Here is a 15,385-nt window from a genome sequence, read left to right as displayed (position 1 = left end):
GTTATTGTCAATAAGGCTACGATCAGCCAAATAATGTTTTTTTTTCGCATTAGAAATCTCTTTTTTGATAGTATAAAATATACGCAAAAGTCCCCATTCCTATACCTACCCCATCCGCAAATATGTCCCACCAATCAGAAGTACGCGTTGGTGAAAAGTACAATTGAGCACCTTCGGTTACGAAAGCAAATATAACAGTACTTATCAACACTTTAATAACGGTTATCCATTTTGAAGCTCTCCTTTTGGATTTAATGATAGATCCCCAGTATAATAGGACAGTCAATACGAAGAATGTACCACAGTGCGCCAATTTGTCGAAGCCCTCAAAAAGAGGTATTCCCACTTCATTGGAAGGCATTATCATAAGCACGAACATAATAAGCGCCCAAAATATAGCCCAAAAGTAATTTACAATATATCTCATGGTGCCCTAAATGTCGTGTTAATCTTTGAATTATAGAAAGTAAATCTGCATAAAATCAGAAAAAATAGTCCGTATTTATAATACAGTATTCTTTCGTTTGAAAATTATTGTTCTGAATTTCAGATTGTTGTGATGTTTTGTATAAAAAATATAGTACTATGTATTGCAAAGTACTAGTTAAAGGATATATCTTTGTATTATTATGATAGCAGAAAATACACAAACCCAAATGCGAAAGGGGATATTGGAATACTGTATCCTTTCCATTATTTCTAAGGGTGAAATATACGCTTCGGATATTATCGGCGAGCTTAAAAAGGCGGAGCTTTTAGTAGTGGAAGGAACACTATATCCATTATTAACTCGTCTTAAGAACAATGGCCTGTTGAGTTACAGTTGGAAGGAGTCTACTTCGGGTCCTCCGCGAAAGTACTATCAGATCACTGTTGAAGGAACGGCAGTCTTGGAAAAGCTTGATATCACCTGGAAAGAGTTGCTTTACGCTGTAGAGACATCATTATTTGGACGAAAATAAAGAACATAAACAACCCAACTATAACAATAAAAAATCATGAATAAGACCATCATCATAAATATCAACAGCATTGTTTTTCATATTGAAGAAGATGCCTATGAGACGCTACGTGGCTATATGATCGACATAAAGCGACATTTTAGCCAATCTGCTGATAGTGGAGAAATATTGCTTGACATTGAGAATCGAATCGCAGAAATGTTCAGTGAGCGGATTCAATCGGGAAGAAAAGAAGTGATCAATAAAGACGATGTCTCGGAAGTTATCGCGCAGATGGGCCGTGTGAGTGACTTTGAAGACGCTTCTGGAGAAGAAGAAATAGGACAACAGTCATATCAACAACAACAATCCTCAAGCGGGGAAGAACATAAAGCTCTCCCAACGGGAAAGAAATTAATGCGTGATCCAGAAGATACTACAATCGGTGGCGTTTGTAGTGGGTTGGGGCATTATTTTGGCGTTCAGCCGAAGTGGATGCGTGCATTCTTTATTCTATTCGTTTTGATTGGTGGGTCTGGAGTTCTGCTATATATTGTGTTGTGGGCGATTATGCCCGTAGCCTCTACACGTGCGGATAGAATGGCAATGCGCGGAGAAGCTCCCAATTTACAAAATTTCAAAAAGAATTTTGAAGAGGAGATGGAGGGTATACGTGATAACTTTTCTGGCGCAAACGCTCATTTTAACCGCGGATTGCGCACGGTTGGAGCAGGTTTTGGAGAGATCTTCAGATTTATTGGAAAGGCACTTGCAGCCTGTATGCTCGTATTCGCTGGAGCTACTATTTTTGGCCTATTTTTCTTCTTCGTGGCCTGTACATTAGCTATCATGGGTTATCAGGATGAGATCATTTTTCCGCCTTTGGAAATACTAGAACCAGGACAGGCGTTTTTTGCTTTACTAGCAGGTACTTTTGCCATTGTGTTACCTTTTGTTGCGCTATTTTATGTCTTGCTCCGGATCTTATTTAAAATCAAGCCTATGAATAGCTATCTCTCGCTGGGCATGTGGGCTACTTGGATCGTTTCTATTATCGTCGTGATATTCTATTGTGTGATAGGAGCCCAAGATTTTAAGGAAGATAGTATCATCAAAGTGGATCGGCCGCTTAAGACACAGGCTGTTTATTCGTTTTCTGAAAAAGATGTACGTGTGATTGAAGCATCTTCCTCTGCAGATGGCAGAACCAAATACAATATTCAGGTAGATGGAGAAAGTTTGCATAACCTGTTGCGTTCGGATATTGAAATCCGTTTTGAATCATTGGATTCTTTGGAAAAGCCCTTTATTCAATATCATTATAAAGCAAAAGGAAAATCGTATCAACTGGCGGCCGAACGCGCTTCAAAAATAAATTATCAAGCCGAGCAGGTGGACAGTAAAGTAATCTTTAATAGCCATTTTGCCTTAGGTGCGGGTGATGTGTACAGGAATCAAAGTGTAAGCGTGGTCGCGTATTTACCAGTGGGTGCTAAAGTAGAGATTGATCGTTCTTTGGAGGGTAAAATCAGAGAAATTGCTTATCACAATTGCTACGATAATTACCCCGAAGAATCAAAAATGAAACAAACAGAATGGATCATGACAAAATCTGGTTTAATTTGTGCCATACCTGAAAAAGTAGAAGAGAAAAAAAGTGAAGAGGAAGATGCAACCCAATCAGAATAATTTGCGTCTAGAAGGTAATTAAATGCTTTATCGAAGAAAGAGGAAGGAATTTCTATTTTAAAAGAACAAACAGCTCTCGGTTATGCATAGGCCGAGAGCATATCATAAAGATAACTTATATACATGAAACAAACTTTACTATTACTACTGTTAAATATACTTACTACTGTTCATTTTGCTTGGGCTTCCCGACAGGAAACTGATGTAAAAGGTAAGGTCGTCAATGAGCAGCAGGAACCTATTATCGGCGCTTCTGTTTACCTTTTGTCTTCCAGTACACAGGCGATTATCAAAACAAGTGTAACCAATGAATCCGGATACTACGAAATAAAGAATGCTCCTCAAGGCTCTTTCGTAATTGAAGTTTCTGCAGTAGGATTATCTAAATTCAAAAGCGAACCGTTTACTGTCGTCGATAGGGGAATAGAAATGGATATCATTACGATGTTGCCTTTGTCTACCGAGATAGAGGCTGTAGAAATAAAAGGGGAACTACCGCTCATTCAAAGCACAAACGGCAAATTAATACTGAATGTAGAAAACTCTTCTATTTCAGCAGGTAACAATGCATTGGAAGTTTTAAAAAGAGCGCCTGGTGTAAGTGTCGACAAGGATGACAATGTACTATTGATGGGGCAACAGGGTGTTAATGTTACTATCGATGGTCGTCAGACTTACATGACCGGAGATCAATTGGCGACATTTTTGAAGAGCACCGACGGCGCTCAAATAAAAAGCATTGAAGTTTCTACGACCCGTTCTGCAAAAGACGATGCAGAAGGTGCCGCGGGGGTCATTAATATTGTGATGAAGAAAAATAGAATAGAGGGTTTTAATGGGTCATTTGTAGCAAGCGGCGGTATGGGTAACCGCTTCCGGGGAAATTCATCGATTAACCTGAATTATAAGAAAAACAATACAACGTTGTTTGGTAGTTATTCCTATACCGATAATACGACAGAAAGTGATTTGGCGATCGAACGGACGATTCCGAATAATAATGAAAACACAGTTTTTGATCAGACTGCCGAATTATTTGAGAAAGATCGAACGCATGCTTATAAAATTGGTATAGAGCAGAAGACATCCGACAGAAATATTTTAACGCTTCAATTTAGCGGAAATAATAACATTGAAGATCAAGATAACGCCAGTATAACGAATATGGGGCCAGTGTTAACTGTTATTGACTCGATTATGAATACAAATTCTTCCAGCGTCGAACGTTTTAACCGATATTCTTTTAACGCCAATAACGAGTTTAAAATTGATACAGCGGGTACAAAGTTAACAGCTGACCTAGACTACAGTAGGTTCAGTACTGGAACGAATATCGATTATTTGTATAAAACAATGTTCCCCGATCTATCTAATATCTATGACCCCGAATTAGAGCAAAGTAATTCATCGATTAAAATAGATATTGTTGCGGCGAAGTTAGATTATACGCAGCCATTTGCTGAGGGTAACCTTGAGGCAGGGTTGAAGTATAGTAATGTCAGATCAGACAATGACATACTTTTCGAACAATTTCTGGAGGGAGCCTGGGAAAACAATACAAACAGAACAAACAACTTTCTATATGTCGAACAAATTGCCGCCGGGTATTTAGATTACTCCAAAGGGTTCGGCAAATGGAGCATTAAAGCGGGCCTCCGTGGAGAATATACATTTTCTGATGGAAAATCCATTACACAAAGTTCCCAGGTAAAAAGAGATTATTTTAATTTATTTCCATCGGCAGCAGTAAGTTTTAATGCACACGAAAACCATGCGCTGTCCTTAAGTTATGCCCGCAAGATTTCACGTCCAAACTATAGGTACTTAAATCCATTTGAGTATTATATAGACAAGAGAACTTTCATGCGCGGAAATCCGTATCTACAGCCGCAGTATACAGATAATTTGACCTTAAATTATACCCTGTATAAAATGTTTAATATTTCGGTAGGGCATGACTATACTACAGATGCTATGGTTGAAAGTATGGGACAGGATACGGTTGAAAAAACAACTTGGGTGATAAGGGAAAATTTGGGACGGACCAATACAACATATTTAAATATCAGTGCCCCTTTCCGGGTTGGTAAATTTTGGACCATGTATAATAACTTAACAGGCATTCATATGTTTTTTGAAGGTCCGATTGCAGGGTCGTACGTAAGCCAAGGCTCGGTTTTCTTTCAGGGGACTTCCATGAATACCTTTAAGCTTTCAAAAGCATTCTCCGCCGAAATGTCTGTTAATTATACATCTCCGTTCCTCTACAATGTGTACCGTATTGAAACCAAGTGGAACATGGATTTGGGTGTTAATTTTAACTTTAAAGACGAGAGAAGCTCACTTAAATTTGCTGCCACAGATATTTTCAGGACCAATAGAAACAACCTGTCGACAAATTTTTCGGAATTTAACTCCAAAATACGGCAGTATCATGATGCGCAGTCCGTACGACTAACATACACCTATAAATTTGGAAATTTAAAGCAGGCTATCCGTAAAAAGGACAGCGATAGCGACGAAAAAAATCGGGCTTTATAGCGAGGTTATTTGTTTTACTGTTTAGTTTAATCAAGCCGTAAGCTCTTTGCTTGCGGTTTTTTAATTATAATTGTAGCATGAAGATGAATAGCATATCCGTTTTTTGTGCATCAAGCCCTGGTTTTGATGAATCTTGGATGCGAGAAGCACGTTATGTGGGTGAATATTTGGCAACAAAGAAAATTACACTAGTGTATGGAGGCGGACGGGTGGGGCTTATGGGTGCTGTGGCTGAAGGAGCTTTAGCAAAGCGCGGAAAGGTGATCGGAGTAATTCCCAAGTTTTTAAACAGTAAAGAAATTGCGCACAGCGGTGTCACGGAACTGATATGTGTGGATACTATGCACGAGCGCAAAACCATTATGGACGAAATGTCTGAAGGTATCATTGCGTTACCGGGTGGTTTTGGAACGATGGAAGAGCTGTTTGAGATGATAACCTGGGCGCAGCTTGGTTTACATCAAAAACCTGTAGGTCTATTAAATACGAATGGAATTTACGATCATCTCATTGCTTTTATCAACCATCTGGTGCAGGTGGGTTTATTAAAGCAGGAGAATCAAGAGATGCTATTAGTGGATAATACGATAGAAGGACTTATCCAAAAAATGGAATCGTATGTTGCTCCCAACGTACCCAAATGGTTGAACCAGGATAGAACATAAAACACGAATAGTTGCGAGGAAAGTTAACTATGTTGTACGGGCAACACAATCTGTTCGAATTCCGTGATCGGATATTTTGTTTCGATCATTTTGATGAGCAGTTCTACAGACGTTTTACCCATTTCAAATGCATTTTGGCGGATTACAGTTATTTTTGGTGAAAATAACTGTATAAAGTCTGAATTGGTAAACCCTGCAATTGGGAAATCATGCGCTACGTTTTTTTCTTTGGTAGCTAATAGAAACCCTGCTGTAAGGCGATCTCCCGAAATAAAAATACTATCAAAGCCTTCCTGAAGAAAGTGATCCAATGCGCGATTTATTTCCTCCATATGCATTCCGCCGTATGGGCAATATTGAATCAATCGTTCGTCAAAAACTACGTTATGTTTATCCAACGCTGCTTTATAACCATTTAGACGAGATTGTGTAATAGACAGGCTTTTGGAATTTGTGAGATGTGCAATACGTTTTTTGCCGGATAAAATAAACTCCTCAGTAGCTTTGTAAGCTCCTTGAAAGTTATCCGATACAACCGTGAATGTATTGAAATTGTTGGGAATACGATCAAAAAATACAATGGGTAAGCCCCTGTTGTAAAGGTCTTTGATATAGTCAATATCTTTTGTTTCGGAAGAGAGAGATATAAGCAAACCATCCACCGAACGAGAAGCCAGGTGTTCTATATTCATTTTCTCCTTCTCACTCGATTCGTGAGACTGTGAAATAATGACATGATAGTTTTTCTGATGGGCTACGGATTCAATCCCGTTTACAATCTGTGAAAAAAAATTATTAGCGATTTCGCTGACTACTATACCGATACTTTGTGACTTTCGCTCTTTTAGGCTCCTTGCGATAGGATTTATTTTGAATTTCACTTTCGCAGCATAATCCAACACTTTTTTCTTGGTTTCTTCGCTGATTTCATGACTATCCCGAAGCGCACGTGAAACAGTAGAGGTGGAAAGACCTAAATCTTGCGCAACATCCTTGAGGGTATAATTTCTGTACTTCACAAAGGTAAACTTAGCTAAAATGCTTGGCATTCACGAACACCCATTAAAAAAATTACTATTCGTAGATCTGTTAATGCGCAATATAATCCGTCTAGCCTATCTAAGTAGCATTAATTTATCCGCTTAAGCCATTTTTCATATTCTCGTGTGATTACTTTTTCCGGCCAGTTTCCATACCAAGAGTAGCCGTTTTTTCGTTCTTCGCTTACTTCATTCAAAGCATGTTTTATGGTATTATCTCGGTCACCAAAGATAGGCTCATTGGTTTTGACGTCATAAAACCTTGCCCATATGGTGGAAGTTGATGAAGGAACGACATCCCGGATGAGTTTTCCGTTTTTTTCGGTCTTGATATAGTCGTATCCCACCTCTTTATGGGTGGAAAACCATTCTACAGCATGGATAATGGCACTTTTTATTTCGGGAGTGGGATTGTCAAGTCGCATCAAAAAGCGAAGAATACCGGCTGATTCCGCTGTAGCTAAGGCTACCGGTTCAAACAGTCTGGCTTGAGCAGGCTCCATTGTTTTTTGATCATACTGTGCGGCCCAGATGGACAATTTGTCTCCTTGTTTAACCTGGGTTTGTAAGATGCATTTTATACCTCGTAGCAAGGCCTTTTCTATTCTTCCGTTAAATTTATCCGCTAAAACAGCATAGCGGTCTTGTTTTGTTGATATGGAAAGTAAAATTTCCAATACATTAATCATCGCACCATCATTGTAGGTGATCTGGCCACGGTATGAACTGCTATCTGGATAATATTGTGGCCATCCTCCTTTTTCGTTTTGAGCTGCTAGGATATACGCAATGCCCTTTGTCGCCGCTTGAAGATAGTTGTCGTTGTTTGTTTTGGAATAAGCAAGGAGAAGATGATTGATCTCACGGGTTGTCGCATTATTGTCAATAGTCGCAGCCTTTTCGGTCGATTGATCGATCACTTTTTGCAACGCAGGTGTGAGCGGTTTTGAATAGTCGACAACGGATTTATCGGCCAAGTGCTTCGGCCAGCCTCCGTTTTTAAGTTGATAGCTAGTCATACGATCTGCAACAGAATCCGACAGCACCTGTGCATTTGAAATGTTGAATAGTGCCGAGAGTAATATGGATAAAAATATCTTCATAACTGGGGTTATTGAGATAAGACGATAGCCGTTGGACGATCGAATTTACAAAAGGTTTATAACGATACAAGTCAAGCACGGGGCTTGACTTGTAGCTGTTGTTTTAAAATATAAACTTGGTGCTGACGAAATTCGAATTATTGCTTTCAATAATATCATTGAGTAGCTTCTTATTATCGTCGGTATACTTTGCGGCCACCAATGATCGTATAGAAAACGAGCGGATGGCGTCGAATACTGAAAGCGTACCTTCTGCACTGTCTTTTCGGCCGGTGAATGGGAAGCTATCTGGGCCGCGCTGACACTGGCAGTTGATATTCACGCGGCTTACCTGATTCACTAACGGATCTATCAGTGAAGAAATGATCGCTGCATTCCGACTGAATATACTTACCTGCTGTCCATGTGGCGAGCTAATTAGATATTCTATAGGCTCCTCCAGATCATCAAAAGGGACGACAGGGATCAATGGGCCGAATTGCTCTTCCCGATATAGTTTCATCTTGTCGTTTACAGGATATAAAATAGCAGGGTAGACAAAGGACTCTAGTGTTTGTCCTCCGTTCTCATTAACTACTTTAGCTCCATTTGCAATAGCATCGCTAATGCATTCTTGTAAATAAGCCGGCTTATTGGGCTCGGGAAGTGGGGTAAGCGACACGCCACTTTCCCAAGGCATTCCAAATTTTAATTTGGAGACCTCCTCAGAAAGCTTTTTCAAGAACTCTTGTGCTAAGCTACGGTGTACATATACAATCTTGATCGCTGTACAACGTTGCCCGTTGAATGATAGCGACCCAAGTACGGTTTCCTTTACGGCGAGGTCTAAGTCAACATCCTTCGTAATAATGGCTGCATTTTTAGCGTCTAAACCTAATATGGCACGTAATCTATTTACTTTCGGATGAAGTTTCTTAAGCTCATTTGCTACTTTACTGCTACCAATTAAGGTAAGCACATTGATCTTTCCAGATTCCATTAGCGCAGGAATAATTTTATTACCCCTTCCGTAGATGGTATTAATTACCCCTTTTGGAAAACTCGATTGAAATGCCTCCAGTAATGGATAGTGTAATAACGTACCGTGCTTTGGTGGTTTGAATAATAACGTATTACCCATTATCAAGGCCGGAATCAGGGTCGTGAATGTTTCATTCAATGGATAATTGAATGGTCCCATACATAACACGACACCGAGTGGTGAGCGACGGATCTGTGCAATAATACCCTGCTCTATCTCGAAACGGGAAGATTGTCTATCCAGATCTTTCAACGAATCTATAGTGGCGTAGATATATTCTACAGTTCTATCAAATTCTTTAATCGAATCGGCGTAAGATTTTCCGATTTCCCACATAATCAACTTGACAACAATGTCTTTTTTATCGATCATTTTATTGGTGAAATCTTCCACGCATTTAATACGTTCAGCGACCGACATCGTAGGCCATTTTCCACGACCATTGTCGTAAGCCGCTACGGCAGCATTTAATGCTTCTTCGGATTCTTTCTCTGTACATACCGGATAACTGCCGATACGTTTACGAGCTAGACCGTCTTTCGTCTTTACGCACACCGGCGAGAAAACTTCACTGACAGGACCATTCCACGTTTTCATTTCGCCGTTAGACAGAAATGTTCGCTGGTCGATCTGTTCTTCCAAAAGATACTCTTTGGGGATGTCTTCTTCTTCCCAAAAGAGATTTTCCAAATTTAAGCTCATACTAAGTTTAGTTGTTTATGATGTTATGCTAAAGTTAACAAAAAACTCAACAGTTAATAGGTCAAGTCCTTTGTCGGATTATTATTTGTAAAAATTGAAGTAGTTTCTAGCGTTTTTATAGCAAATATCTTCTATAAGTTTGCCGATCCATTCCATATCATTTGGCAGTTCACCGTTCACTACATCTTCCGCGAAAAGATTACAAACCAACCTTCTGAAATATTCATGTCTAGGAAATGAAAGAAAACTCCTGGAATCGGTGAGCATACCTACGAGACGGCTTAATAAGCCCATATTTGATAAGGTATTCATTTGTTTGATCATTCCGTCTTTTTGATCTAGAAACCACCAAGCTGATCCGAATTGAACTTTACCAGCAACAGATCCGTCGTTAAAATTTCCGATCATGGTGGCGATCAGTTCGTTATCTGCTGGATTGAGGTTGTAAATAATCGTTTTCGTTAGTTTATCCTGTGTATCTAATCTATTTAAGAATTTGGATAGCGCTCTTGCCTGACTAAAATCTCCAATCGAATCGAAGCCCGTATCCGGACCCAATTTGGTCAATAGCCTGGTATTGTTATTGCGAAGTGCACCCAGGTGATATTGTTGCACCCATCCTTTTTCATGATCCCATTCCGCAAAATAGGTCAACATAGCAGACTTGAACTTCAGGTTCTCGGAATAACTAATTTCCTGATTTGTGCGGATTTTGTTGAAGATAGAAGCGACCTCATCTTTTGTATAATCTTCGGCATAGATCTGTTCTAAACCATGATCAGATACCGAACAACCATTGGCCGCAAAAAAGTCGTGACGCTGTTTAAGCGCACTCAAATATTCATCTAGGGAGCCTATTGACGTGTTGGTGACCTGTTCTAATTTGGATATATAGGTATTTAAATCCGCTATATTGTCCGAATTCATCGCTTTATCAGGACGAAATGCAGGCAACATTTTTAGTGTGGAACCTTCCTTCGCAAATTGTTGATGATATTCCAACGAGTCAATCGGATCATCTGTCGTACAGACTACTTCAACGTTCATCTTTTGCAATAGCCCACGTACGGCATATTCGGGTGTACGAAGTTTAGCCGAAGCTTCGTCGTATATCGCCTTCGCTGTATCTCCGTTTAGCAGCGTATTAATTCCAAAATAACGTTGCAATTCTAAATGTGTCCAATGATATAGGGGATTGCGCATCGTATACGGCACGGTTTCCGCCCATTTTTGGAATTTTTCAAAATCTGAGGCATCGCCGGTGATGTAACGTTCATCTACCCCGTTTGTTCGCATAGCACGCCATTTATAATGATCCCCATATAACCACACCTGCGTCAAATTTTCAAAATTGATATTATTAGCGATTTGATCAGGAATCAAGTGGTTATGGTAATCTATAATGGGTTGATTTTTGGCATAATTATGATATAATTCTTCCGCTACTTTGCTTTGTAATAAGAAATTATCATCTAAAAAATTTTTCATGTCAAATAGTTTTTATAATTATAAACTCACGCCTCTTTTCCAGGGAATGAAGTCGTCTTGATTTAGTAATACTGCTTTTGGCGTGATCTCACCACTCGCCGCTTTGATGCAATAGGCAAGGATATCCTCACCCATTTCTTCGATGGTTTTTTCACCTTCGATCACCGGCCCTGTGTCGATATCAATAATATCACCCATTCGGCGGGTCAGCTCTTTATTTGTTGACACTTTGATCGTAGGGCAGATTGGATTTCCCGTGGGCGTACCCAGGCCCGTTGTAAATAAAATCAGTGTTGCGCCAGAAGCTGCCTTTCCAGTAGTAGCTTCTACATCATTTCCGGGAGTACATACTAGGTTTAATCCCGGTTTAACAGCTTGCTCGGTATAATCTAATACATCTTCTACCGGCGAAGTGCCTCCTTTTTTAGCTGCTCCATTGCTTTTTATAGCGTCTGTGATCAACCCGTCTTTGATGTTTCCAGGCGAAGGGTTCATGTGGAATCCTGATCCCGCCTGTTCGGCGGCAGCACTATAAGAACTCATCAGCCGGATGAATTTTTTTGCCGCCTGCTCATCTTTTGTGCGGTCGATAAGTTGTTGCTCTGCGCCACACAATTCCGGAAATTCGGCTAATAAAACGGTGCCACCTAATCCGACCAATAAATCTGACGTATATCCGACGGCAGGATTTGCACTGATACCGCTAAAGCCATCACTTCCGCCACATTTAACGCCCAGTACCAGCTTATTGATCGGTGCCGGACTGCGTTCCAGTTTGTTTGCTTCAATCAACCCTGTGAAAGTTTGTTTTATCGCCTCTTTAATCAGCTGCTCCTCACTTTGCGATTGTTGCTGCTCAAAGACAAACAACGGTTTATCAAAGCCTGGGTTGCGTTCCAATAAATCTTTTCGAAAGTCAGCCACCTGCAGGTTTTGGCAGCCCAGACTTAATACAGTTACTCCAGCCACATTCGGATGGTCTGCATAGGCGGCCAGCAATTTGCTTAGCACAGCAGCGTCTTGGCGGATGCCACCACAACCGCCCTGATGGTTGAGAAATTTAATACCGTCGATATTTTTAAAATACCGCTCATTTGGTGCTGCACTATCCGCAGAAAAGTCGAGGTTAGCAATATCGTCGCCTTGCTCGTAATATCTGATGAGGCTATGCGTGAAACGCTTATATTTATCGGTTACTGTATAACCGAGCTCATTATGCATGGCTTCTTTTATGACATCCAGGTTCCTGTTCTCACAAAATACGGTTGGTATAAAAAGCCAATAATTTGCCGTACCCACCCGGCCATCGCTACGCCAATAGCCATTGAATGTGCTACCCTCAAATTTGGACACATCAGGAGCCTGCCATTCATAATGATAGGGACGATAGGTATAGGGATCTACAGCGTGTTTTGTGTTTTGGGTATTCATAATGCTGCCCGCAGGGATTGGATACTGTGCCTTTCCGACCAATACACCATACATATAAATCTCGTCTTGCAGATTCATATCTCCGGTAAAAAATTTATGTTTCGCCGGGATATCTTCCAGCAGTGTATAAGCCTTGTTTTCAAAGCTAATGGTCTCTCCTTGTTTCAAATCTTGAAGAGCGACCAATACGTTATCCTTAGGATGTATGCGTAATACTCGTGATTTCATCTTAAACCGTAGTTTTATTTTCTTTTTTAATGGCATTAACTTGCGCTTGCACCTCTTCCAAAAAACCCGGGAACGATGTTAAATCAACTCCCCAGATAGCTTGATCGGCTAAAATATTTTTAACAACTGTATCTTCATTTTGCCAGTAGTCGTATAGCTTTCCAGCTTGATCATCTTGGATAGCGAATGAATTACCTTTTAATTTCGTGAAGAATTTTCCCTCAGATTTTTCTGTATCCATAAGTATAATATAGGCTGCAAAGCCAGTTGCAATATGCTTTGGTGTATCTTCTGACTTGCTATACCATTTTTCGACGATTGGAACATTCCGTAGTACCATTTTCGATGTATAGTTTAAGGAGATCGCTTCCCACTTGTGTGCCAGGAAAGGATTGCTAAAGCGATCGATCACACTACCTGCAAAATCGTTAATATCTGTACGGGTTATTTCTTCGGATTCAATCGCCTGGCCGATCTCATTGAATGCCAATTCTTCGATAAATGTTTTGAAAGAAACATTTTCCATGGCTTCTTTTACCGTCACAAACCCTTGGAGCAACGCATATGCACAGGTGAGAGTATGTGAGCCATTTAATAGACGAAGCTTCAGTTCTTTGAATTTATATACGGATGGTGTAACGACCACGCCAGTATCTACACTTGCAAAACTCAGAATGTCCTTTACTTTTGGATCGTTGGTCTCAATGGCCCACAACGTGAAAGGTTCTGCCATGATCATAAGATCATCCTTATACCCTAAACTTTCGTCAACAAACGCACCCGGCACAATACGATCGACAAGCGTGTTGCAGAATGAATTAGCAGACGTCAACCATTGGATAAAGGTATCTTCAAGGTTGTTCTTTTTCGCTAACGAAATGGTGTATTGTTTTAGTACATCGCCGTTGTTAGAAATAAGTTCTGTTGGTAAGATAATCAAACCTTTGGTTACGTCACCATTAAATGCTTTGTAGCGTGCATATAAGTAAGACAGCAATTTGCCGGGGAATGAAGCTGGTGGCATATCCTGGATGTTATCACTGCTTTCTACGATACCTGCTTCAGTTGTATTAGAGATGATCACTTCGATATCTGTACTCGCCGCGGTAGCTAATATTTCATTCCATTGTTCTCTCGCTGATAGCACACGACTAATAGAAGCATTGATAATGTTTTCTTCTACAATTTCTCCTTTACTAATACCTTTAATACAGGTTGTATACAAATTGTTTTGCTCTTTAAAAGCATCTACACCACCGGAGGAGGTTGATTTGACGACAACAACCCGACCATTAAAAACACCTTTTTTATTTGCTTTATCAATAAAATAATCCGGTAGGCCGCGCAGTAATACGCCTGTGCCGAATTGTATTACTTTTTCCGGAAGATTCAGAACTTTTTCAGTTGGTTTTTCAACTGTAGCACTTGTTATTGAAACTAGATTTTTATGATTTAAATACATAGAGACATTATATTGGATATACAAGTCTAACCAATTTTATTAGAAGTGCGAAGTGATTTTTACGCAAACGATGTCGAAGAAAGCGCGTTATATACAGAACAGGTAAATTTGATGGTATGGTTTAATTTGGTTATTTTTATCCGAATGCATTTACCCATAAAAGAAAAATTAAATAGATGAAAACGTTAGTCAATATATTATGTTCCGTGCTATTCATTCAAGGAATTAATGCACAGCAGAAGGCGCTTGATAAGATTTGGGAGTCGAAAGATCAATTGCCCGTTCCGGAGTCCGTACTGTTTGTTCCAGAAAAAAATGAATTATATGTTTCCCTAATTGATGGTGAAGGGGCCACAAAGGATGGTAAAGGCGGCCTTGCTATTTTAAACCTTGACGGCTCGCTGAAACAAGCGGATTGGATTACCGGCCTGAATGCTCCTAAGGGGTTAGCCTTATATCGCGATCTTCTGTACATTGCGGATATTAGTTCTGTTGTGGTGGTGGACGTTGTCACGGGAAACATAGTAAACGAGATTGAGATCGCGGAGTCGACCTTCTTAAATGATGTTACCGTCGATGATAACGGTGTAGTATACGTTTCAGATACGCGTCAAAATAAGATTTTCCAGATTAAGGGATCCAGGTACACCTTGTATATGGATAATGTACCTTCTGTAAATGGGTTGAAATTTGTAAATGATAACCTATATGCATTGGCGGGACCTGAGTTATGGAAGATTGATGCTAACAAAAATAAGACCGTACTTGCAACGGGATTTGAGAAGGGTGGCGACGGATTAGAACCCGTAGGCAACGGCGACTTTCTAGTGACATGTTGGGCGGGACTTATTTATTATGTGCGTGCAGACGGATCTTTCCAGAAAATGCTCGATGTGCAAGGCAATATGAATACAGCAGATCTGGGATACAATCCAAAAGAGCAGATATTGTATATCCCCACTTTCAATAGCAACAGCGTCGTCGCGTATAAATTAAAGTAGAGGCACACGATCAAAAAAGGAGTATTATTTAAAAAATAATGCTCCTTTTTATGTTTACTTTTGTTTTATCAAT

12 protein-coding genes are annotated in these 15,385 nt (G+C 40.0%); 5 read left to right on the top strand and 7 right to left on the bottom strand.

Annotation, left to right across the window (positions count from 1 at the left end):
• Nucleotides 1-49 precede the first annotated feature (49 nt).
• Nucleotides 50-427 carry a VanZ family protein gene (locus C4F40_RS10495; RefSeq protein ID WP_196939361.1) on the bottom strand — a complete coding sequence of 126 codons (378 nt, stop codon included), beginning with the start codon at nucleotides 425-427 and terminating at the stop codon, nucleotides 50-52.
• 202 nt (nucleotides 428-629) lie between these two features.
• Between C4F40_RS10495 and C4F40_RS10490 the strand changes: the two genes are divergently transcribed.
• From C4F40_RS10490 to C4F40_RS10475, 4 genes are all read left to right on the top strand, one after another.
• On the top strand, nucleotides 630-962 hold the full coding sequence (locus tag C4F40_RS10490) for a PadR family transcriptional regulator (protein WP_196939360.1): 333 nt from the start codon (nucleotides 630-632) through the stop codon (nucleotides 960-962).
• A 36-nt stretch (nucleotides 963-998) separates the two neighbouring features.
• Entirely contained in the window at nucleotides 999-2,630 is a 1,632-nt protein-coding gene (locus tag C4F40_RS10485; protein ID WP_196939359.1) for a PspC domain-containing protein, read from the top strand.
• Nucleotides 2,631-2,753: 123 nt separating this feature from the next.
• Complete coding sequence (locus C4F40_RS10480) at nucleotides 2,754-5,171, top strand: TonB-dependent receptor (protein ID WP_196939358.1); 2,418 nt, start codon at nucleotides 2,754-2,756, stop codon at nucleotides 5,169-5,171.
• 77 nt (nucleotides 5,172-5,248) lie between these two features.
• Nucleotides 5,249-5,836 (top strand): LOG family protein, encoded by a 588-nt coding sequence (locus C4F40_RS10475; protein WP_231390014.1) that lies wholly within the window; start codon nucleotides 5,249-5,251, stop codon nucleotides 5,834-5,836.
• A 23-nt stretch (nucleotides 5,837-5,859) separates the two neighbouring features.
• Here C4F40_RS10475 and C4F40_RS10470 read toward each other — a convergent pair whose 3' ends face one another.
• The 6 genes from C4F40_RS10470 to C4F40_RS10445 all read right to left on the bottom strand — a co-directional run bounded on the left by C4F40_RS10470 (nucleotide 5,860) and on the right by C4F40_RS10445 (nucleotide 14,311).
• Nucleotides 5,860-6,885 carry a LacI family DNA-binding transcriptional regulator gene (locus C4F40_RS10470; protein ID WP_196939357.1) on the bottom strand — a complete coding sequence of 342 codons (1,026 nt, stop codon included), beginning with the start codon at nucleotides 6,883-6,885 and terminating at the stop codon, nucleotides 5,860-5,862.
• An 80-nt stretch (nucleotides 6,886-6,965) separates the two neighbouring features.
• Nucleotides 6,966-7,979, bottom strand: coding sequence for a pectate lyase (gene pelA, locus C4F40_RS10465; RefSeq protein WP_196939356.1), 1,014 nt, complete (start codon nucleotides 7,977-7,979; stop codon nucleotides 6,966-6,968).
• A gap of 103 nt (nucleotides 7,980-8,082) precedes the next feature.
• Nucleotides 8,083-9,702: an NADP-dependent glyceraldehyde-3-phosphate dehydrogenase gene (locus C4F40_RS10460; protein WP_196939355.1), complete on the bottom strand. Its 1,620-nt coding sequence runs from the start codon at nucleotides 9,700-9,702 to the stop codon at nucleotides 8,083-8,085.
• 81 nt (nucleotides 9,703-9,783) lie between these two features.
• On the bottom strand, nucleotides 9,784-11,190 hold the full coding sequence (uxaC, locus tag C4F40_RS10455; RefSeq protein ID WP_196939354.1) for a glucuronate isomerase: 1,407 nt from the start codon (nucleotides 11,188-11,190) through the stop codon (nucleotides 9,784-9,786).
• An 18-nt stretch (nucleotides 11,191-11,208) separates the two neighbouring features.
• Nucleotides 11,209-12,849 carry a UxaA family hydrolase gene (locus C4F40_RS10450; RefSeq protein WP_196939353.1) on the bottom strand — a complete coding sequence of 547 codons (1,641 nt, stop codon included), beginning with the start codon at nucleotides 12,847-12,849 and terminating at the stop codon, nucleotides 11,209-11,211.
• Between the two features lies 1 nt (nucleotide 12,850).
• Nucleotides 12,851-14,311 (bottom strand): tagaturonate reductase, encoded by a 1,461-nt coding sequence (locus tag C4F40_RS10445; RefSeq protein WP_196939352.1) that lies wholly within the window; start codon nucleotides 14,309-14,311, stop codon nucleotides 12,851-12,853.
• Between the two features lie 176 nt (nucleotides 14,312-14,487).
• Between C4F40_RS10445 and C4F40_RS10440 the strand changes: the two genes are divergently transcribed.
• Nucleotides 14,488-15,312 carry an SMP-30/gluconolactonase/LRE family protein gene (locus C4F40_RS10440; RefSeq protein ID WP_196939351.1) on the top strand — a complete coding sequence of 275 codons (825 nt, stop codon included), beginning with the start codon at nucleotides 14,488-14,490 and terminating at the stop codon, nucleotides 15,310-15,312.
• Nucleotides 15,313-15,385: the final 73 nt, after the last annotated feature.

The organism is Sphingobacterium pedocola (genome assembly GCF_015209965.1).
Lineage (GTDB): Bacteria > Bacteroidota > Bacteroidia > Sphingobacteriales > Sphingobacteriaceae > Sphingobacterium > Sphingobacterium pedocola.
Note: the sequence above shows the minus strand (reverse complement) of the source record. Positions and strands in the feature narration are given on the sequence as shown.